Source organism: Granulicella aggregans, from assembly GCF_014203275.1.
GTDB lineage: Bacteria > Acidobacteriota > Terriglobia > Terriglobales > Acidobacteriaceae > Edaphobacter.
Window position 1 is genome coordinate 1 of the sequence record NZ_JACHIP010000035.1, and the last position, 20,099, is coordinate 20,099.

A 20,099-nucleotide genomic window follows, 5' to 3' on the forward strand; every position below is an offset into this window, starting at 1 on the left:
GCTGGCTCGGCCTTCCATCAAGCCGGTGAGTACCGACTGTTCTATCTCTACGGTGCGAAGAAGAGACAGCCTCGTCTTGCACTTCCATTTGATTTCGAGGATGGCCAAACGACGCTGCCGAACGGAAAGACCGTTCCCATCCAGCTCACTGCGTTCTCGCAGGCACAAGGCTATCGATGGTTCGGGCGGGGTCTTCCGAAGAGGTTACAGGACACATCTCTATATGGCTGGCTTCGCCTCACGTTTTTCAAAGGCGAAAGCCTTCCGCGCCTGTTTCTCCTGACCTACATCGAAGCTGGGGTACTGCTGGCCATCATGCTTTGGTTTGCAGTCCCAGCCGACATCAAGCGGCTCAAAGTTCTAAAGTATGGCCGCGTCCTCCGTGGCCCCGAAATGATGAGCCCACGCGAGTTCCACCGCGCCGTCATGCGTGAGTTTTGGCGTCATCCCCTGGGCGAGTTCCGTGCATGGAGAGCCAGTAAGGAGGGTGGCAACCAAGCTCATCTGGGACTTGGTTTCAAGACCACGGAGATGACCGGCCTGATGCGGATTCCGCCCGGCAAGGAGTTCCAACACTTTCAGATGATGGGCGACACCGGCGCGGGCAAGACGACCCTCATCATGCAGCTACTTCGACAGATCCGGGACCGTGGAGATGTGGCGATTGTGTATGACCCGGCTTCGGAGTTCGTGCAGCGATTCTACGATAAAAAACGCGGCGACATCATCCTCAATCCGCTCGACGCGCGTTGCCCGTTCTGGTCGCCCGCCATGGAGATCGAGAGCAACCAGGAAGCCACAACGATTTCCGAATCCTTATACCAGCCATCGGGCGGCAGCTCCAACAGTTCGAACAAGGAGTTCTTCTACCGAACGCCCGCCCAAATCTTCGCCCATCTGCTCCGCGAAGGACCCACGCCCCACACGCTGGCCGAATGGATGGCTGATGAAAGTCTGTTGCAAAAGAAGGTCAAGGGGACGGAGATGGCGTTCTACATCGACCGCAAAGCTGGCCCTCAGGCGGCGGGCGTTCTTGCCAGCCTCGGACTGGTCGCGCAGAGTCTCCGGTTGCTCCCGCGCAAGGAAGAAACCACGTCGATGTGGAACGCCACCGATTGGGCTAAGAGGCGCGAGGGTTGGATCTTTATTACCTCCAAGAAGTCTCAGCGCGAGGTGTTGCGCCCGCTCATCTCACTCTGGATTGACATCCTCGTCATGCGCTTGATGGAGATTCCTAAGCCCGGTCAAAAGCAGGTCTGGTTTGTGATCGACGAACTGGCCAGCCTACAGAAACTTCCACAGCTCCACAGCGCTATGACAGAAAGCAGGAAGTCGAAAAATCCGCTCGTGGTCGGCTTTCAGGGCCGCGCCCAGCTGGAGGACATCTACGGCAAGATCGCCGAGGTCATGCTGAGCCAGCCCGCCACCAAAATCTTCATGAAGACCACGGAGGGTAAGGCTGCCGAATGGATCTCGGATACGCTCGGCAAGGTCGAGATCGAGCGCCTGAAGGAGACGCACTTCGACGGCTCCCGCGCGGGCAAGAACTACACCATCGACAGACAGATTGATCCTCTGGTGATGGCGTCTGAAATCTCTGGCCTGGAGGACCGCCGCGCGTATCTGAAACTTGGCAATCGGATCGCCCGTTTCGATTTCGACTACCACGGGCTGCCGACGGTGACGGATGCGTTTATTCCCCGCGAAAACGCCGACGACAAGCTGAAGTTTGATCGACGCACCCTTGAGCCGCTGGCCCCACCAGCCGCGCCCGCCGGGGCTGAAGCTCAGACGCAGCCTCTGACGGTGACAGAGCCCAAACCGGAAGCAAAAGAACCGCAGGTACCCAAGCAGAAAGGAGGGGCGCAGTACCGGCGTGCTCTTACGGTGTTCGGGGATGGACCCGAGGAAAAGGCCAAGGCGCAGACTATTGAGCTGTCAGCCCCGGAACCCAGCGGCATTGCTGCCGTCGCAGCCGAGTTTCTTCAGGAGCTGCAACAGTTCCGCGAATCACTGGAGGAGCAGGGCCGCGACTTTTCGGAAGACGAGTTGAAGGCGGTCAAAGAGGAGTGGGCCGATATCGTCAAGCGGGCCGAAGAGCAACCGGAGCAGACCACTTCCGACCCGATCATGCTCACCGACTTTGACCCTTACCTTATCCCCCTGCACGATCATCAGGACCATACCCATATCCTGCCGTCCTCCAACGACGAGCGGTTCAGCCTCACTCTGGAGTAGGCAACGATGCTGACGATATCCAAGGCCCTCAATGCTTCGCAGGCAGGCACTTATCACACTAAGGATTTCGCGTCCGAGACACAGAGCTACTACGCGAAAGACGACGCCCTGCTGGGCGAGTGGCAGGGAGATTTGGCCGACAGGCTTGGTCTCTCTGGAGCCGTCAGCAAAGCCGACTTCATGGCTCTCGCCAATGGCCAGAATCCGCATACCGGCGAGCAGATGGTGAAGCATCGCATCGCAAGCGAACAGACCAACCCGGATGGCTCTATCACCAAAACAGTGGAGCACCGGGCTGGTTGGGATGCTACCTTCTCCGCCCCCAAGTCCGTGTCCCTGACCGCCCTTGTGGGCGGCGATGAGCGCGTGCGCCTGGCTCACCGCGAGGCGGTGAGGGCTGCGCTCTCCGAGTTAGAGCGTTACACCCAGGCGCGGATCGGAGGCAACAACCCCGGAGAGCAGACCGGGCGGTTGATCGCGGCCAAGTTCGAGCATGACACCGCCCGCCCGGTGGACGGCTATGCCGCTCCCCAGCTCCACACCCATGCCGTTATCTTCAATGTGACCGAACGGGAGGACGGCTCTACCCGTGCCCTCCAGGAACGGGCATTCTTTGAAAGCCAGAGTTACGCGACGGCGGTGTACCAATCGCACCTGACGTATAAGCTCCGCGAGCTGGGCTATGAGCTGGAGCGTGGGCGATCTGGTGCCCCGGAAGTAAAAGGCTTCTCGCAGGAGTACCTGGATGCGTCCAGCCCGCGTTCGGAAAAGATCAGGGAGCATCTGGAGCGGAACGGGTTTAGGGGACCGGAGGCTGCGGAGATCGCCGCGCACGCCACCCGCGAGAAGAAACAAGACCTCACTAAAGAGCAGGTGTTGCAGGCGCACCGGGAGGTCGCAGCCGAGTTCGGCAACCAGGCGAGCCGGGTTGTTGCAGAGGCGCGGCAGCGATCCATCGAGCAGGGTGTACCCGAGCCGTCGCCCATGCGCGCGCAGGAGGCGATGACCTTCGCCCGCGATCATTTGTTCGAGCGCGAGGCCGTTGCCGATGAGCGGGCGATCGTGACCGCCGCGCTCCGGCGCAGCATGGGCGAAGCGACCTTCTCCGAGGTCCGCGACGAGTTCTCGGCACGCCGCGAACAGGGCCAGTTTCGGACGGTCAGCCAGCGGACCTATGACTCCGCGCAGCGGTTTACGACGCCCGAAACACTCGCCGCCGAGCGTGCCAATATCCAGCAGGTTCGGGACGGCAGACACGCCTTTGCGCCGATGATGACAGAACGTGAAGCCTTCGCCCAGGCCAATACGAGGAGCTTTCTAAATGATTCCCAGCGGCGCGTTGTTCATGAGGTACTGACTTCGACGGGCCGAGTTCATGGGCTCCAGGGGCTAGCCGGTTCAGGGAAGACCGCGAGCCTTGAAACCATCCGCGAAGGCGCGGAAGCGAAGGGCTATAAGGTGGAGGGTTTTGCGCCCACGTCCCGCGCTGCTGCCCAGCTCCGCGAGGCAGGAATTGAGGCGAACACCTTACAGAGCTTCCTCGCCCGCAAAACAGAAACCGAACCTGCCAGCCGACATCTCTACATGCTCGACGAAGCCTCGCTCGCCTCTTCGAAGCAAATGCGGGATTTTCTTCAGAAGCTCTCGCCCGAGGATCGGCTTCTGGTCATCGGAGACATCCGCCAGCATCAGGGCGTGGAGGCCGGAAAACCCTTTGAGCAGATGCAGCAGGCCGGGATGCAAACCTCGCAACTGGATCAGATCATGCGGCAGAAGGATGCGGAGCTGTTAATGGCGGTCCAGCACCTTGCCACCGGAGAGACAGAGAAGGGCGTCGAGTTGCTGGCCCAGCAGGGCCGCGTGACCGAGGTAAAGAACGGCGTGGATCGTATCACGGCCATCGCCAGGGACTATGCCGCCCAATCGGAAAACACCATCGTCGTCTCCCCGGACAACCGCAGCCGTCAGCAGATCAACGAGGCCATCCGCGCCGAGCTGCAAAGCGCCGGCCAACTCTCCCCGGACGGCCGCGAGTTCCAGACGCTCGCGCATCGTTCCGACCTTACCGGTGCAGGACGCACCTGGGCGGCGCTCTATAACCCCGGCGATGTGATCCGCTACGAATCCGGCAGCAAGGTTCTCGGATTCGACCGGGATTCCGAGGCCCGCGTGGTCGGCGTGGACGCCCGGACCAACTCCCTCACCGTCCAGAAGCAAGACGGCGAACAGGTATCCTACGATCCGAAGCGGCTCTATGGCGTGAACGTCTTTGAAGAGCGCAGCCGGGATTTCAGTTTGGGTGAGCGCATCCAGTTCACCTCTGGGAACCGCGATCTCGGCATCGCCAATCGCGACCTCGCCACCATCACGGCTCTTGAGGAGCGCTCCATCACCGTCCGCATGGACGGCAAGAGCGGACGCGAGGTCACCTTCGACCCGACCGAGTTCCGGCAGCTTGACCACGGCTACGCCGTCACCTCCCACAGCTCTCAGGGACTCACCGCCGACCGCGTGATCGCCAATATCGACACGGATTCCAGCCGTTCGCTTATCAATGACCGGCTCGCCTATGTCGCCATCTCCCGCGCCGCTTACGATGCCCGCATTTACACCAACGACGCCGGAACCTTGGGCGAGCGGCTGGCTACCGATGTTTCAAAAAGCGCAGCTCTCGACCTCAGTGATGTGCGGCAGGCGGTGGACAGCTTCCGGCGCGATGACCCGCAATCGGCCACCATGCTCCTGCGGGACACGAACCGTATCCACGTCTACAGCGAACGGGAACACCGCTTGGCTGCCGTGGCTCGGGACTACGTTTCCAAAGAAGACCGCGTCGTTATATTCGCCCCTGATAAGACCGAGCGTGAAGAGCTGACCATGCTTATTCGTGCGGATCTTCACGAGCAGGGGCGGTTCGGCGAAACCTTCAGCGCCAACATCCTCATAGACAAACTCTTGTCCGACAAAGATGCCAAGATCGCCGCGAACTATGAGGTCGGAGACGTGATCCGCTACGGCAGCAAGGGCAGCGATGAGCTGGGAGTTGCTCCGAACACCTATGGCACAGTGACCAGCGTAGACGCCGAGAAGAACCTCATCACCGTCACCGGAGCGGATGACAGCCCCCGCGTCTACAATCCTGCAACCGAGTGGCAGATGCGCCTCAACGCGACCCTCTATAGCCCCGAAGAGCGCGAGCTCGCCGAGGGAGAGCGCATTCAGTTCACCCGCTCCGAGGAGGCTCACAATATCCGCGTCGGCAACCTCGCCACCATCGCGCACATCCACGAAGATGGCGGCGTGTCTGTCAAAGTCGATTCGGGAGCGAGCCTGCAGCTCACCCCCGAACAGGCGCAACATGTTGAGTATGGTTATGCCATCGAATCGACCAAACGCCTGGCTGTCGATCGCGTCATCCTGAGCGGCGAGGCCGAGCAGATCACCGCACAGCGCGAAGCACTCTCCCAGCTTCCGGCGAAGCTCCACGAACTGACCGTGTACACCTCGGACGACTACAAGCCCGTGCCCGAGCCGGCTGTACAGAAAGAGTTTGCCGTTCCGGCTGTCGCGGGAATCCCCACGCCGGACATCGACGCTCCTTCCATCGAATTGGAGGGATACGCCATCGAGCTTTAGTCAACTGTCAGTAGATCGTCCTCTAGTCCCCATATCCTCTTGCAGTTCAGGCCCGAATCGCGATCTAACAGGAATTCAGCTGATTAGCGCCCAGCAGATTCTCGCTGTTTTCCTGTCTTCGTGAGACGACGCTGCGGGAATGTGCTAAGAACATCGGTACCTGGGTGCCAACACCATCCGATCCGCTACAACCTATGGACACAGTGTTGATTTTGTGCGCTTGGCTTGGGTAGCGATCGTGGAATTGTTGCGGAGGAAAGCCCGGGATGAAGTCGAGTCGGAACAATCGACTGAAGGCGACGGGGACGTGCCCGCACTGCAGCGAAGAAATTCTGGTGAATCGTTCCGTTTGTCAGCCGAGGATCCGGGGTGCATCGTTTGCCCGAGCGAGGATCACCCGAGGCCGTTCCCGTGGAAACGGCAGAACCGTGGACGACTTGGCCGGAGCAGGCCGCCTACAGCATCTTACGATGCGCTCGGAATGCTCCTCACCCTGATAAACGTTTATCAGCTTATCCGTTTAAACTGATAAAAAATCGCAGAGACAACGGCCGCCGATCTCGCCGCACTCGATCCAGACAATGCGCGGGCGCTGATGACTGTGACGGGGGGCCGTACCGTCTACGAGCTGCGCGGGATCTCCTGCCTGCCACTGGAGCTGATGGAGCCGACCAGAAAGGGAATTGCAGTCACCCGCAGCTTCGGGGCTCCGGTCACAACCTGGCGCGAGATGCGCGAGGCCATCGCAAGCTACGCCACACGAGCGGCGGAGAAGATGCGCCGCTACAAGGTCGCCGCCGAAAACATCTTCGTCTTCATGCACACGAACAACTTCAACAATGACCCGTTCTACTCGAATGGAGCCTCGGCACGCTTCGCAGAGACGACCAACGACACCGGGGAAGTGGTCGCCCTGGCCGTACGCCTCGGCGAAAGGCTCTGGCGAGACGGCTTCCGCTACTCGAAGACAGGAGTCATGATTACCGAGCTGCTGCCCGAAACCGTCCGGCAACCCGCCCTCTGGGGCGATCTCGACCGAGAGAGAAGGGAACGGGCCTGGAAAGCGATGGACAAGCTCAACGCGACCCTCGGGCGCGATACCGTCCGCATTCTCGGTGCCGGTCCCAGAAATGCCGCCTGGAAGCTCAGGGAAGGGCATCGGTCGCCACGGTGGACAACCCGATGGGATGAACTGCCAAGAGTGCGATCAAACTGATAAGACGATAAACGTTTATCCGTTTGTGCTGTTAGCGACGCAAACTGAACCGTTGTTTGACCAGGTTGGTGTTCCCTATTCAGTCAAACGGTGGGAGTGAAATACGGTAGCATCGACTCTCAATGGCTACTGATCTGGACTCCAGCAGAAACTTCAAATGCCGCGTTCTGGTTGTGGACGATGATCCGCTCGTGCTCGAAACGACGGCGGCGATCGTTCGCAGTTTTGGGTATTCGGTTCGAACCGCAGAAGACGGGTTCGTTGCCTTGAAGATCCTTCGAGAAGTCTTGCCGGATATGATCATTTCGGATTTAAGGATGCCCGGCATGTCCGGTTTTGAGCTGCTCTCCATTGTTCGCCGGAGGTTTCCTCATATCCCGACAATCGCGATCAGCGGCGAATACATCCTTGCAACGATGCCTCTTGGCCTTCTGGTAGATGACTTCTTCCAGAAGGGTGGCTACACCCCCCAGCAGCTCCGGGACAAGATGAAGGAAGTCATCGCGGAGTCGCCGATTCGGCCTCACCTTGGCAAACAAGACATCTGCCCGCTCTGGATTCCAAGAGTCGACGCCAATTACCTTGTGGTCACCTGTGCAGAGTGCCTTCGTTCCTCTTCGATCGCAGACAGCACAGTGTCAGAGGAAGTACAGGAGGCCGACTGCCTTGCCTGCGGAGCCCCGATCCGCTATCTGGTGGACTCAAGCATCCTCAAGGTGCTCGAACACAAGAGAAGCCTCGTTCCTACCTTAGAGCCCTGAAAGCAATTCATCATCCGTCCTCTGCCGTGGCGCGATCGGAAGCAGGGAACTTGACCCTGCCCGGGATTTCGCATCTCATGAGACGGCTGCATAACACCTCACGGAGACGACACAATGGCATTGAAGACAGTTTTGATCGACGAATTGCGCGATATGTACAGCGCCGAAAACCAACTGGTGAAAGCACTTCCGAAGCTCGCAAAGGGCTCTAAGAACCCGAAACTGAAGTCCATCTTTACCGCTCACCTCGCGGAGACCAAGGGCCAGGTCGAGCGTTTGAAAAAGGTGTTCGCTGAACTGGGCGAGAAGCCGACCGGCCAACACTGCAACGGGATGGAAGGCGTGATCGAAGAGGGCAAGGATGCCCTTGAGAAGGACGAAGAGGGTTCATCCTTTGAAGCTGGGCTAATCGGAGCAGCGCTCCGCACCGAGCACTATGAAATTGCTGGCTATGAGGCCTGCATCTCGATGGCGACTGCTCTTGGAATGCCGAAGATCGTCAAGCTCTTGAACTCCAACCTAAAAGAAGAGCTGGCCGCAGCCAAGAAGATCACCGCTGCTGGCGTTCCGATCATGAAGCTGAGCGCCAAAGAGCCCGAGACCCCAAAGGAACCGAAGTCAGGAAAAGAGAAGTATTCCGCCAACAAGAGCAAGGAAGACGAGGCGAAAGCGGCACCCGATCTCGCTGGTGAACCTGCGGCGGTCTAAGCCTCTAAATCGTAAAGAGGCCCCGCTTTTGGCGGGGCCTTCTTCGTCCTTCCAAGGACTGAGCCCCAAAGCTCTTGACCGCAAACGTCAACCGGCTCCGCGCGGTTGGATCGTACGATAAAAGCCTAGATCGCATTTCACCCGACCATTCTAGCTGCAACTAGTTTCAAATTCTCTTCAGTGCTCAGGGCTGGAGATGCTCCAGGGCAACGACGTACATCACACTCTCGCGGTCGATCATGATGGCAGCCAGCTCCTGGTACGCAACGTCCCAAGCGAATGCGCGGGCCGCTAGTAATCTTTCTTTTTCTTTGGCTTCTTCATCTTCGCCCGCAGGCATAAAGGGCAGCGAAACTTTCGCTTCCCGTGATAGACATGCCCCTTTAGCTCCCGCATCGCAACACGGCATCGTTTACAGGTCATGCGATCTCTGCCTCAGACTGGCCACTTGCTTCTCCTGGTCGCCCTGATAACCATTTATCAGTTTATCCGTATGAACTGGTATACAAACCGCAGAGACAACGGCCAAAGATCTCGCCGCGCTCGACCCGGACAATGCGCTGGTGACGGTGACAGGGGGCCGCACGGTCTACGAGCTGCGCGGGATCTCGTCCCTACCGCTGGAGCTGATGGAGCCGACCAGGAAGGGAATTGCCGTCACCCGCAGCTTCGGGGCAGAGCACCGCTCGCAACGTGGACGACGCGATGACTGAACTGCCGAAAGTGCGGGCACAGTGAGTATGTAGAGACTCTTGAATCCGAGTCGCGATCCGATGCGGTTGGATGATTTATGGTTGGTTAGACGCAAGCGTCACCGATTCTACGTAAACCCTTTGTTTTGAGCGAATATTAGCGTGCCAAAGAGAGAGCCGCGAAAAGAGAACATGAACATGGGGTGGCCTATTCGGACTTGTTTACGACGTACTACGGCACAACCGAGAGAGATTGAACGATGGATGAGATTGAAAGCATTGCCCTGTCAGCTGACGTTACAGGAGAAGTTCGCGCCAAGCTGCTAAGCCTTATCCCAGAAGCCTTCACTGAGGGCAAGTTGGATGTTGTTGCGCTCCAACGAGCCTTGGGTCAAGAGAATGTAGTTGAGGCAGGCGAACGATTTGCCCTTACTTGGGCAGGCAAAGGTGACGCCTACAAGGTATTACAGGCTCCCACTTCAGCTACGCTCCGGCCCCAACGAGATCTCTCAGTCAATTTTGATACTGGACTGCACACCTTCATTGAAGGCGAAAACCTTGAAGTGCTTAAGGTTTTGCAGAAGTCTTATTTCGCAGCAGTCTCTTTTATCTACATAGATCCTCCGTACAACACAGGTTCGGACAGCTTTATCTATCCAGACCGCTTCCAGGAGAAGCGAGAAGAGTACCTAAAGCGCATTAACGATCTCTCGGACGATGGCGTTCTCATGCGTGACGGGTTCTTCCAAAAGAACACTCGGGAGAGTGGCCGCTTTCACAGCAATTGGCTTTCGATGATGCTGCCGCGTCTTTACATCGCTCGTAATCTTCTAAAAAAGGAAGGCGTCATCTTCATTTCGTGCGATGACAACGAGTTGCATACACTTCGTTTTCTAATGGATGAGATCCTCGGGGAAGAGAACTTCATCGCGATCATTTGCTGGAAGAATGTCACCGATAACAATCCGACGCTAGTCAACAAAGACAATGAGTTTATTCTTTGCTATGGCCGCACGAAGGCGGCATTGCCTCAAGCGTGGAAGAGCCATCTGTCGGACTCCAAGCAGTTGCTGCAAACTCGATACACAGAACTCAAGGACATGGGCCTCACACTACCTGAGATTCAGGTAGGAATTCGGGAGTTTATAGCCGATAACCTTGAGCTAATGGGAAATTGCTTAGGTCTCCAGACTGAATCTCTTCTTGAGTGCTGTCAGAGTGGTTTGGCTCTTCATTTTCGTGACAATGCCCTGATTGGCGTACAGTCCTGGCTCTCGAAATGCTTTCTCGACAGGGACGGTGGTTGTCCACTGAACCGGCACGAAGTATTCAGACATATCGGGATCGTTAGCGTACTCGGCGAGATATTTTCCATTAGCACCGGCTTCCAGGAGAGGCACTTCCTCACCATCTCGCTCTACTCGGAACTCGTTTAGCGATAGAACGCCCCCGGTGACGACGCCAACGCCGACGTAGCCACGGCCTGGGATATAAGCGAATATACGAGCCCCAACGAACAGGTTTCGGAGTCGTCCGCTGTAGTGGGTCCCTCCCCCAGCGGACACGAAGCCGAATTTCACGGCATCTTGCCAGTTCCGATGCTGATCCTCTCCAAAGGCCACATAAAAGTCATTTCCGTTCCAAATATCCTGAGAGCGTGCGGCACTAGCCTTTGCGGTGTTCACTTCTACTTCAGATGGATCAATGAGCCAACTCCGAGTGATGAACTGGGATGCTCCGTCCTGGAAGTATCTGAAAAATACAGCGTTGATCGGCACGCCATAGTCTTCTGATAAAAAGTTCATGATGCGCTCGCTCTCCGAATCTAGGGCAGCAGCGACGAGCAAAAGGCGCAGCTGGCCGCTCAGTTCTTCGGGAGCAGCCGTTCCGAGAAATGCAGCGTAGTCGCGGCTCAGGTCACGCGTGGCATCGCCATCCGCGAAAAGGTGTTGCAGATCTATATATGTCAGAGTTTTGGCCCATGATGCATAGTCCAATAGCTGCGCTACTGCATCTCGCGGCGTCTTTCTCCGCTTTAGCTCTATGACGACGACGTTGCCCTCGCTGTCCAGGGCGAGGAGGTCTATGAACTTTCCGAACGAGGTTGGCACTTGCGAGCCTACAAGAAGCAACTGTGTCGAGAGGATGCTGATGTCTTGTACCAAGAGTTTTTCAAGCTTGGCCTCTGACTCCATTGGCTCGAAAACTAGCTCTCTGGGCTTGTCTTCAATCTTCCAGATCTTCATCTCTACAGGCATACTTACCTTTCGCCAATGGAACGGCTGGATTAGCGCAACATAAACAAGTGGATCACTCCGATATTTGTATCTGATCGGCTTTGAGCAGATTAGTTGCGAGTAGCTCTTTCCGGGCAGCTTCTGGATTCGCGGTGAAGAACAGTACGCGGAGATCTTCAAGCGCCCTTGAAAACGAGACATAGGCTAGCTTGCGACCGCGCTCGCGCTGTCCATCAGTAGGCTCCCCAGCGGTTCCCGGCGTCAAGATCCTGGCAAAGCTGTAGTTGGTCCAATTCGCTTCAACATCGTCGTAAACTACGAGAATCTTGGGATACTCTTCTCCTTTCACTCCGTGCTGCGTGCTGTATGCCGTGTTGTTGGTTATAAACGAGGCATAGGCCGGGAGTTCCACCGTGTTCATGCCAAGGAGCGCATCAGCAAGCCAGTCGCCTTTGTCTAAGACGTGAATAGCCTCATCGTATGTCTCCTCGCGTGCCTCGCGGTGAAGATGCTGACACAGCTTGTCCGATGCTCGGATCATCTGCTTGTCAACACAAAAGTTCAGTACGTCTCTGATCGTGCCCGTCTTCCAATGAGTGGCCAACTGATCAACCAATGCTAGTGACGTCTCAATCATCGCTTTGAGCGTACGAGAGGCGTTGACGCCATCGATGGCGAAAGCAGGACTGTCATTCCGCAGGATCTCGATGATCCGGCGACTGTCCTTGACCTCATAGGCTAAAATTAGTGGGTAAATGGTCTTTGTCAGCGGCAGGAGCAAAAGGTGCTCGCCTGCTACAAAGGCGTCTTCTGCGCTGGCGGATGCAAATTGACCGTTGAAGAGTCGATTGAGTTCAACAAAGCCCATTCTCCGGGCAATCATCTGGCGGACTAGAAAGAGCTTAACCACGTCGTTGCGATCGTTCCAACCCCAATCAGTAATCGCCGTGTCCATTTTCGCCAACGCCCGTTCGATCTGAGCTTCGGAATACTTTCGAGGGAGGTCCGGCTTCTCTGCCTTCACAATTCGGAAAATAACGCTTCCTTCACGGCCTTTGTTATCTCCCGCCGCATATTGCTGCACGTCCTCTCGAAACGCATTCAGTAACCGGATAACGCTCTCGGAGCACCGGAAGTTTTCTGTCTTAGAAACAGTTATACCTTCAGGTGGTGGTCCGAACGATCCAGCACTACCGTCGTAGATTTGCTGCCATGGATCTCCGAAGTAGCCAACGAGAGGAAGTCCTTCCCCGGCGCAAACAAGATTCAATCCGGACACGATCCCCTCAAACGTGTCCTGGGCCTCATCAACGAAGATATAAGGGAATCGCAGCCCCGTGATTCTTCTGAAAGTAGCGTTTGCCTCAAACAAATAGGTCGCAATCTCGATGATGTCATCATGCCCTATCTGACCCTTCGCGTAGTCACCAAACTTAGCATCACGATATCGAAAGTGGTCGACCGTGGGCAGTGCCTCAAGATTCTTCTCATACTGGGCTGCCTTGTTTCGCGCATCAATTGCTGCCCGGCTGTTGCCACCATTGTCCTTTGCACGTTCTCTGACAATCAAAGCTGGAAGTCGTCGTGTGATTAAGGCCTCACGGATGTCAGACTGAAAGCGACTCATCTGTTCCCATAAGAAGCTATGAAGCGTTGACACCCGGTACAGGTCGTCAAACCCTAGACGTACCTTGATCACTTCAACGGCTCGTTTAGTGAACGTTATGCAGGCTACATGCTGTCCATTTTGGCGGAGCTGTCGGCCCTCGCGTTGCCGGACACTCTCTAAGGCATCGACGAGTGAGCTAGTCTTCCCGGAACCCGCTCCCGCTATAAGCGCAAAACTCCGATGCTTTTCTAGACACTCGCGCACCGCTAAGTCCGCAGCCGTTTCAATTTTCAATGTCATGCTGAGGCCTCGCTTGGCAGTTCCACGAGCACAATCGGCGCTGGGTCAGGAAGCGGCCCACAAAGCCGCAGCTCAAGCCAGCGGAGGCCATTGGCGATATACGTCGGCACGGTCCACGTTGCCGCGCACGCGAGCAGAAGCATTGCAAAATCTGTCTTCTTGAAATTGTCTGAGCGAACTCGGTCGTAGATGTTCTGATATGCGTCCGGAAGCGCTACTGGAATCGGAATGCCAATAGATAGAACGGCTGTTCGCAAAAGCGTAAAGTTTTCATAAGCTAGGGTCTCTTCAAGCGTGCGGGGACGCATTGCACATTGAGCATCGTTGTCCACAACGAGTATGTCCGTTTGAAAAGCCACATACCGGTCTTTTGACACATCGATCCTTTCAGCATCGGACATTGCGATCAACCCCGCCACGGTCTCCTTGCCGAACAGCTTTTTCAACGATGCGTTCGACGTGCGAGCACCTTGTGTGTCAGCCCGACATGCGGTTGGGTACCCAGTTGGCGCAACGGAATCCAGATCGGTTATTACGAGATAAGGGATGCGTAAAAAAGCTAAGAGCCCTTCGAACCGATGAGCGAACGCACCGCCTACTTCGAGAACCGTTAGGTAGGTGGAGCGCAGCCGCTTCGCCGACGCCTCAATCATGGAGGGCATCAATAGCTTCTCTACTGATCCTTCCACTAGGATCGCTGCGTCAGCAAAGAACAGATCACAATGTGTTAGCCGCAGATACCTCTTCAGGAAGGCAAGCGCGTCAGCTGGTGATACTGTCGTTTCGTCGATTACTTCGGCTTCGGGTTGGAAGGCACGCAGGCTTCGTACGTCTGATGCATTACGGATACCAGGGCCTGGCGTCTCGTTAATCAGGTGGCATCGCTGGAAGTAGCGAATCTTCTCAAAATCTACCGCGTCGATGATGTGCGAAGAGTGTGTAGTCACTACCAACTGCGGCATCATATCTGGCTGCTTAGCAGCTATAGCAGACTGGTTTATGACGCTCCAAATGTTGGCGATAAACGTCTGCTGCACCTGGGCGTGCAGATGAACCTCAGGTTCCTCAATAAAGAGAAGCATGCACAACGGCCTGTTCTCGGCAGTCATCAACCATTGCGAATGAAAATGCCTCGCCTGGATGGCCATATAGATCAGATTCTTAAAACCTAGCCCATTGTAAAGTTCTGGGAGTTCGTGTTCACGGCCAGGATCTACGTATAAAAGCTCCGTGTTGCCGCGCAGTGCCGTTTCAGGGCTTAGAGACGAGATTATTCGGAGTTCGCGGTCGTTAACTGAAGGAACGCCAAGTCCCCTTATTAGGTCAATGAGGGGCTCAAACTGACTTTTGTAATGTGCCGTGAGCAGCTTGTTATTGTCATCAATAACTTTGTGAGCTTCTGCAGCACACTCAGCCTGCTCAAGGTTCTTTCTGTAATAAGAGGCGAAGGCGGAAGACAGTTTGTTGCTTCGGCTGCCTTCGTCATCGTTAATGTTGCGTTGGGCGTCAACGAACTCTACCCGAACGAGGTGTTTGACTAGTCGTTTTCCTTCTTCGGGATCCAGAGGAGTTGGAATTATCTCTGTTTTTGCGTCCTGGGTGACCTTGCGTTCTTCCAGGGAAAAATACTTAACCACCGAGTGACGACTGAGATTATTGTCGGTTGCGAGGTATTGATAGAGCGTCTTCGTGCGTACTCCATCGTCGTTGGCGGGGTAGGCAGCGAAATATTGCTCTCGAAGCTTCTTAGCATCGTCGATCCCATAAGAGAGACGGAAACCAATTCGGGTAAAATCCGAAAGCTTTGGCAACAGCATAAACACATGCCCAAAGGCAATACTGTTGGGATCAATTTCGAACCATAGATCGAGGCTTATGGCGGGGAGTTTGGTGGCGTCGCCCGAACCCGCAAAGCTCTCGTAATCGGCTATGCGTGCAACAGAGAAATCATGGATCTTGAAGTCCCGTCCGCCTAAAAAGCAGCGAAAGATTGCCGTTGCGGAGGTCTTACCGCTGTTGTTTGGCCCCACAAAAATCGTTTCTTTGCTTTCGACGTCGATCTTGACACTTTCAAGCCGTCGAAAATTGCGGATCGTTATCTCACTTAGCTTCATCGTTCTCCCGACTCATTCTTCTTGCTACTGCCAATACAAAATAGAGAATCGCGCTGCACCCACGTTCTACCTGCATAAGCATCGAAGGCTGCGTGATCGACCTGGGGCATCTTCCGCATCAAGTCTCATGATCTTGTCAGTGTGCTGAAAACCAATTATCTCGCAACAACACGTCGAACCCCATACGGTGATCTGTGAACGTTGAAGGTTGTTGGAACTGATAACAGGCAGCTCAGCTTATGCGATTCCACGTTGTTATGGGGTATACCGTATAGCGGCGTCGCTTTGTCGCCGGAATCGCGTTGCTTTAGAGCTGCATACCAACCTAAGACACATTCGATGCGCAAAGCTATAGGCCTAAAGCAACACCTAAGGCCTCCAGTCGAAGGGGCAACGGGTAGGGCGGCAGATCGCACGGCAGCCGTACCGCCAATATCGTTGTGTCGCGTGCTGTTAGCGCCAACTCAGCCTCAAGCTCCTCCAGAAACGTGCCTCGAACCATTTCATAACTCGGGAGAAGGCTGCTCCCGCGCTTCAGCCACACCGCCTCTTTGCTCTACGTCTAGCGTGCCTGTTAGAAGATCATACGAAACCATTCGGCGAGGGAAAAGAGAACGACAAGCGTCGACCGTGTCGCTTGACAGCTTGGTACGGCAGAAAAGCTGTGAAAACCGTACCGTGTGGACCCGGACTTAGCGAACTGCGGACCCGAATGAAGCCGTGGTGCCGGTCAATGATCTCCTTACTGAGCCAAAGTCCAAGACCGGTTCCACCCAGGCCCTTCGTCGTATAGAAGGGCTGAAAGACCTTCTCTTGGATCTCTATCGGGATCCCTGATCCCGTATCTCCCACGGTGAGAACGATCCCTTTGGCTCCGCTCTTCCAGTCCGTACCGTCACGACTCCGCAGCAGGAGCCGACCGCCATCCGGAGGAAGCGAGTCGATGGCGTTGCTAACCAGGTTGTTCAATACCTGACGAATCTCACCGTCGAACACCTCGATCGGCCTTTCCGCTCTCATGCGCTCTTGAACGATGACCTTCGCATTCGAAAGACGACCTTGATAGATCGAGAGCACTCTTCGGAAGAGACTCTCTCCGGTCAATACCATCGCACTCGTCTACTGTTTATAGAAGCGAAGGGTTTGATTGGTGATGGCGGACGCACGGCGCAACTCGATTTCAGCGGTGTCCAGATACTCTTCAATGTCCGTCTTTTCCTGCGCCGTCTTGGCCAAGTAGAGAAGATTCGTTACCGATTCCAGCGGGTTGTTGATCTCGTGCGCGATCGACGCAGCTAAGCGTCCCACAGCCGCGAGCTTTTCGTTTTGCATCAGGGCCGCTTCCGCCAGCTTCTGTTGCGTCGTCTCGATGCTCGCAGCGGCGATGCCAGTGACCTCGCCGTCCGCAGAGCGGACAGGAACGTAGTTGCTGTGCCAGTGCCGATGAACCCCAGGACTGTTGGCGAGTTCGCCCTCCGCGCTCACGCCGATCAAAGATTCCCCGCGTGCAACCACCTCAAGTTGGTTTCGCAAACCCGCGACGTCTGCGGCGAGATCAAACACACTGGTTCCGGTCGCGGACTCGATCGATTAATCCAACATTTCTGCGAGCTTCGAATTGACGCGCTGATAACGAAACGTCTTGGCATCGATTAGGGCTGCGGCGACGGCGCCGCTGTCGTCGATAGCGGAGAGCTGCGCTTCACTTTCTCGCAGCTTCCGTTCCGTCCGTTCCGCTTCGGTGAAATCGAGAATCGACTGAACAGTCCGAGAATCTTCGGCCCATCGGTCGTCTCGACCCAAATGGGATTGTTGGAAAGGGTGCAGATGCGTTCGACGAGTTGACCGTCGAGTACGATACGGAACTCCACCCTCTCAAATAGGTTCGCTTCGCCCGTCTTCATCGGCTCGCTGATAATGGCGGAGGCTTGATCGCGTATCTCCCGCCAGACCTCAAGAAACGGCTCACCCAAACTTGCTGGCTTGGTTCCAAGCAAAGGGCGATACAGATCGTTGTAGAGCAGAATGCGCTCCGGTCCCCAGATGAGGCAGGTGATCAGCTTGGAACTGAGCATCAAGTTGACGGCGACAACCAATTCGCTGGGCCAGCCTACGATCGGTCCAAAGGGCGTTTGGTCCCAGGCGTGGTGCCGAATGCGGTCCGCCATCTCGCCGGTACCGCGGATACGTTGCGACGCGAGCCCAACTCCGTTCCCATTCTGCCGATCTGTTGCTCGCGGGTCATCCATCACATACAGATTCAAGCATTTCTGCCCATTTCCGCAACCGCCGAAGGTTTGACCGCAAGCACTTCTGTGTTGGGAGCTTTCTGCCGGCCTTTGCCGTCATGCGACTACGCCTGTGCGAGTCAGGGCGCAAGTGGCTTGGGGCGTGGTCCACAACGTTCTGTAGATGTTTAAGCTCCGTTGTTATGGCGCGGAGCCGCGTCGCATCTACCGGTCGAACGACCAAGCGGGCCCGTTCCTGGGAACTTGTTGAAAAAGGCCATCGTCTGCAAAGCTTCAAAAAAAAGCCGCATCCAGGATGCCTCAGGAGGGGCGCATAGCCTCCCCCCTGACCCATCGACATCCCCCAATTCTGGCACCGGCATGGCAGTGAAGTAGTTTTCAACAAGCTCCTAGATCTCGTCCCGCATCATAGGACTTCTGCGTCTCATGCGCTTTCCCGTCGATCTCGCCCACCAGCTTCTGCGCCTTGAAACAAGTGTCTCCGAGAATGATTCGATTCCCGATTCGGAAGATCGTTGGCTCTGGTAGAGGATGCGGTATCGACGAACCTAACGTCGCCGTGGACGATTGAGGAGCATCTTCGTAGCTGTAGGCTTTTCCGCGAGCAATCCTTCGGCCTCAACAATGAGTGTTCCCAACGACACATCAAGGAGCGTTGCGAGGTCATTCATCGTGCGCATGGTGGCACTCTTCGCCCCTCGCTCAACATCCCCCACGTAGCGCAAACTGTAGCCCGCGGCAACAGCAAGGTCCACCTGTGAAAGACCTCTGGTCTCCCGTCGAGCCGAAATGACTCTACCAAATGCCTGTTCAAGAGTTGTCGGATGTTTTTTGCTCTTGAGCACAAGCTCAATTTTTTCTGAGGTGCCTCAAGGTAGTAGGCACTATAGTGCCTATATTTGGGAGTATAGGTCCGTCGATGGCATCTTCTCTAGTGCGGCTCTCCGCGCAACCTCTTCGCTCGGATCAGGATGTCCTCGATAGGAATGCGATAAAACAACGCCAGTGCGTCCAATGAGCGAATCGTCATGCTTTGTCGTCCATGTTCCATCGTTCTGATGGATCTAACAGCGAAGTTTGTTGCGACCGCGACATCGATTTGGTTGAGGTTTCTCTGAGTCCGCAAATCAAACAAAACGCGACCGATCGCCTGCTCCAAGGTCAACGATTCCGGAGTTTGGGAGGAGACCACATCTCCATGGTCAAGATTGACCACCAGGAGCGTAGGCACTATAGTGCCTACATGCGAGGCGCTACGGTGTACTTTGCGGGATCATGCGCCCCCGGCATGTGTTTCCCAATACTTCAAACTCCATTACTCAGCTCGAAGAGGGTCCTATGAGCTCCGACTCTATCGCCTATTTTCCGAATGAGCTAGTTGAAGCTTCTGAAACTGTGGAGGCAGTGGGAGGCCGTGCGCATCCATGCGAAGATGCATCGAGCAGCATCGTTCTATCTGACCCAACCGACGAGCAACTGCTCGCTCAGATCGGTAAGGGATCGAGGGACGCCCTTGGCGTCCTATTCCGCCGCCATGCCCGCACCGTTTTCCATGTTGCGTGGCGAATCCTTCGTGATGAGTCCGAGGCTGACGACCTTCGTCAAGAGGTCTTCCTCTATATCGCCGAACGGGCAGAGCTCTTTGATCACGAGAAGGGCTCTGGCGCGTCGTGGATTCGACAAGTGACGTATCACCGCGCGATCGACCGGCGCCGCTACCTAAGTGTTCGGCAACACTATAACCTGGAAGAGTTTAACGAGCAGCGACCCCCCGGATCGGAGATGCATTCCACTCCTGCGGATCTTGACGGGAAAGCGATTCGGGAATGTCTGAGCGGCCAACTCACGATCGATCAACAGCAAACGTTGGAGCTGCACCTGTTCGAGGGGTATACACTTCGCGAAATCTCTGAGAAGAGCGGGCAAACACTCGGCAACGTTAAGCACCACTATTACCGGGCTCTGGAGCGCTTGCGTTCTCATCTCTTCCCCCAAAAGCGTGGTTAGAGTGAGAGAATGGTTCGCAAACTTAATCCCAAGGGAACCGAGCCGGTGAACCCTCAATTTCATGACGAGTTCGTTGCTCTGGTTGCTCTCTTCTATAGCGGGGAACTCACAGACGAAGAGTGGGGCCTGCTGCAGATCCATCTCGCATTCTGCGACGAATGCCGGGAGAGGTTCGAACAGTATAAGCACGTCAACTCGAGGGTGATTCCGGAAATGGCAGCGAGTGCCGGTTCCGAAGTCGATGATCTCCCCTGGGAGTCTGAGAGCGCTGTCGCCGACGCTGAGCGGCGGCTGATGGCGCAATTGGACGACCGGCCCCAGGCAAAGGCGCG

The 20,099-nt window shown here is 55.9% G+C and carries 15 protein-coding genes and 1 pseudogene; 9 read left to right on the forward strand and 7 right to left on the reverse strand.

The genetic code is table 11. The annotated features are described in order from the left end of the window. The 7 genes and pseudogenes from HDF16_RS28480 to HDF16_RS31720 form a co-directional block, all read left to right on the forward strand. On the forward strand, positions 1–2,238 hold a 2,238-nt coding region (locus HDF16_RS28480), incomplete at its 5' end, for a type IV secretion system DNA-binding domain-containing protein (RefSeq protein ID WP_184224090.1). 6 nt (positions 2,239–2,244) lie between these two features. Beyond that, positions 2,245–5,874, forward strand: coding sequence for a MobF family relaxase (gene mobF / locus HDF16_RS28485; protein WP_184224092.1), 3,630 nt, complete (start codon positions 2,245–2,247; stop codon positions 5,872–5,874). A gap of 595 nt (positions 5,875–6,469) precedes the next feature. Next, positions 6,470–7,090 carry a DUF4113 domain-containing protein gene (locus HDF16_RS28490; RefSeq protein ID WP_184224094.1) on the forward strand — a complete coding sequence of 207 codons (621 nt, stop codon included), beginning with the start codon at positions 6,470–6,472 and terminating at the stop codon, positions 7,088–7,090. Positions 7,091–7,212: 122 nt separating this feature from the next. Continuing rightward, positions 7,213–7,851 carry a response regulator gene (locus HDF16_RS28495; RefSeq protein ID WP_184224096.1) on the forward strand — a complete coding sequence of 213 codons (639 nt, stop codon included), beginning with the start codon at positions 7,213–7,215 and terminating at the stop codon, positions 7,849–7,851. A 114-nt stretch (positions 7,852–7,965) separates the two neighbouring features. Further along, positions 7,966–8,559: a ferritin-like domain-containing protein gene (locus tag HDF16_RS28500; RefSeq protein WP_184224098.1), complete on the forward strand. Its 594-nt coding sequence runs from the start codon at positions 7,966–7,968 to the stop codon at positions 8,557–8,559. Between the two features lie 563 nt (positions 8,560–9,122). Continuing rightward, on the forward strand, positions 9,123–9,272 hold the full coding sequence (locus HDF16_RS28510; RefSeq protein WP_184224102.1) for a hypothetical protein: 150 nt from the start codon (positions 9,123–9,125) through the stop codon (positions 9,270–9,272). 239 nt (positions 9,273–9,511) lie between these two features. Continuing rightward, positions 9,512–10,306, forward strand: a pseudogene (locus HDF16_RS31720) (site-specific DNA-methyltransferase); the annotation flags it as partial. A gap of 123 nt (positions 10,307–10,429) precedes the next feature. Here the strand turns inward: HDF16_RS31720 and HDF16_RS31070 are convergent. The 7 genes from HDF16_RS31070 to HDF16_RS32300 all read right to left on the reverse strand — a co-directional run bounded on the left by HDF16_RS31070 (position 10,430) and on the right by HDF16_RS32300 (position 18,605). Then, positions 10,430–11,509, reverse strand: coding sequence for an endonuclease NucS domain-containing protein (locus tag HDF16_RS31070; RefSeq protein ID WP_246410407.1), 1,080 nt, complete (start codon positions 11,507–11,509; stop codon positions 10,430–10,432). 52 nt (positions 11,510–11,561) lie between these two features. Continuing rightward, on the reverse strand, positions 11,562–13,397 hold the full coding sequence (locus tag HDF16_RS28520) for a UvrD-helicase domain-containing protein (RefSeq protein WP_184224105.1): 1,836 nt from the start codon (positions 13,395–13,397) through the stop codon (positions 11,562–11,564). Next, positions 13,394–15,511: an ATP-dependent nuclease gene (locus tag HDF16_RS28525; RefSeq protein ID WP_184224108.1), complete on the reverse strand. Its 2,118-nt coding sequence runs from the start codon at positions 15,509–15,511 to the stop codon at positions 13,394–13,396. Before HDF16_RS28525 ends, HDF16_RS28520 begins: the two co-directional genes overlap by 4 nt. 582 nt (positions 15,512–16,093) lie before the next feature. Beyond that, positions 16,094–16,621, reverse strand: coding sequence for an ATP-binding protein (locus HDF16_RS28530; protein ID WP_184224110.1), 528 nt, complete (start codon positions 16,619–16,621; stop codon positions 16,094–16,096). 9 nt (positions 16,622–16,630) lie between these two features. Continuing rightward, a complete protein-coding gene (locus HDF16_RS31725) occupies positions 16,631–17,098 on the reverse strand; it encodes a histidine kinase dimerization/phospho-acceptor domain-containing protein (RefSeq protein WP_348641461.1) in 468 nt (155 codons plus the stop codon). Between the two features lie 65 nt (positions 17,099–17,163). After that, positions 17,164–17,775, reverse strand: a complete 612-nt coding sequence (locus tag HDF16_RS28540; protein WP_221313361.1) for a hypothetical protein — start codon at positions 17,773–17,775, stop codon at positions 17,164–17,166. Between the two features lie 533 nt (positions 17,776–18,308). Then, positions 18,309–18,605 (reverse strand): helix-turn-helix domain-containing protein, encoded by a 297-nt coding sequence (locus HDF16_RS32300; protein ID WP_184224116.1) that lies wholly within the window; start codon positions 18,603–18,605, stop codon positions 18,309–18,311. 493 nt (positions 18,606–19,098) lie between these two features. On the opposite strand from HDF16_RS32300, the gene HDF16_RS28555 reads away from it, so the two are divergent. Together HDF16_RS28555 and HDF16_RS28560 are read left to right on the forward strand one after the other, a co-directional pair. Continuing rightward, entirely contained in the window at positions 19,099–19,767 is a 669-nt protein-coding gene (locus tag HDF16_RS28555) for an RNA polymerase sigma factor (RefSeq protein WP_184224120.1), read from the forward strand. A 9-nt stretch (positions 19,768–19,776) separates the two neighbouring features. Next, the coding region (locus HDF16_RS28560) for a hypothetical protein (RefSeq protein WP_221313363.1) at positions 19,777–20,099 on the forward strand (323 nt) is incomplete at its 3' end.

Excerpts from the sequence above, each read along its gene's own strand:
- HDF16_RS28525 (WP_184224108.1), bottom strand. The coding sequence starts at position 15,511 with ATGAAGCTAAGTGAGATAACGATCCGCAATTTTCGACGGCTTGAAAGT.
- HDF16_RS28500 (WP_184224098.1), top strand. The coding sequence starts at position 7,966 with ATGGCATTGAAGACAGTTTTGATCGACGAATTGCGCGATATGTACAGC.
- HDF16_RS28530 (WP_184224110.1), bottom strand. The coding sequence starts at position 16,621 with ATGGTATTGACCGGAGAGAGTCTCTTCCGAAGAGTGCTCTCGATCTAT.
- HDF16_RS28520 (WP_184224105.1), bottom strand. The coding sequence starts at position 13,397 with ATGACATTGAAAATTGAAACGGCTGCGGACTTAGCGGTGCGCGAGTGT.
- mobF (WP_184224092.1), top strand. The coding sequence starts at position 2,245 with ATGCTGACGATATCCAAGGCCCTCAATGCTTCGCAGGCAGGCACTTAT.
- HDF16_RS31070 (WP_246410407.1), bottom strand. The coding sequence starts at position 11,509 with ATGCCTGTAGAGATGAAGATCTGGAAGATTGAAGACAAGCCCAGAGAG.
- HDF16_RS28490 (WP_184224094.1), top strand. The coding sequence starts at position 6,470 with ATGACTGTGACGGGGGGCCGTACCGTCTACGAGCTGCGCGGGATCTCC.
- HDF16_RS28495 (WP_184224096.1), top strand. The coding sequence starts at position 7,213 with ATGGCTACTGATCTGGACTCCAGCAGAAACTTCAAATGCCGCGTTCTG.
- HDF16_RS28555 (WP_184224120.1), top strand. The coding sequence starts at position 19,099 with ATGAGCTCCGACTCTATCGCCTATTTTCCGAATGAGCTAGTTGAAGCT.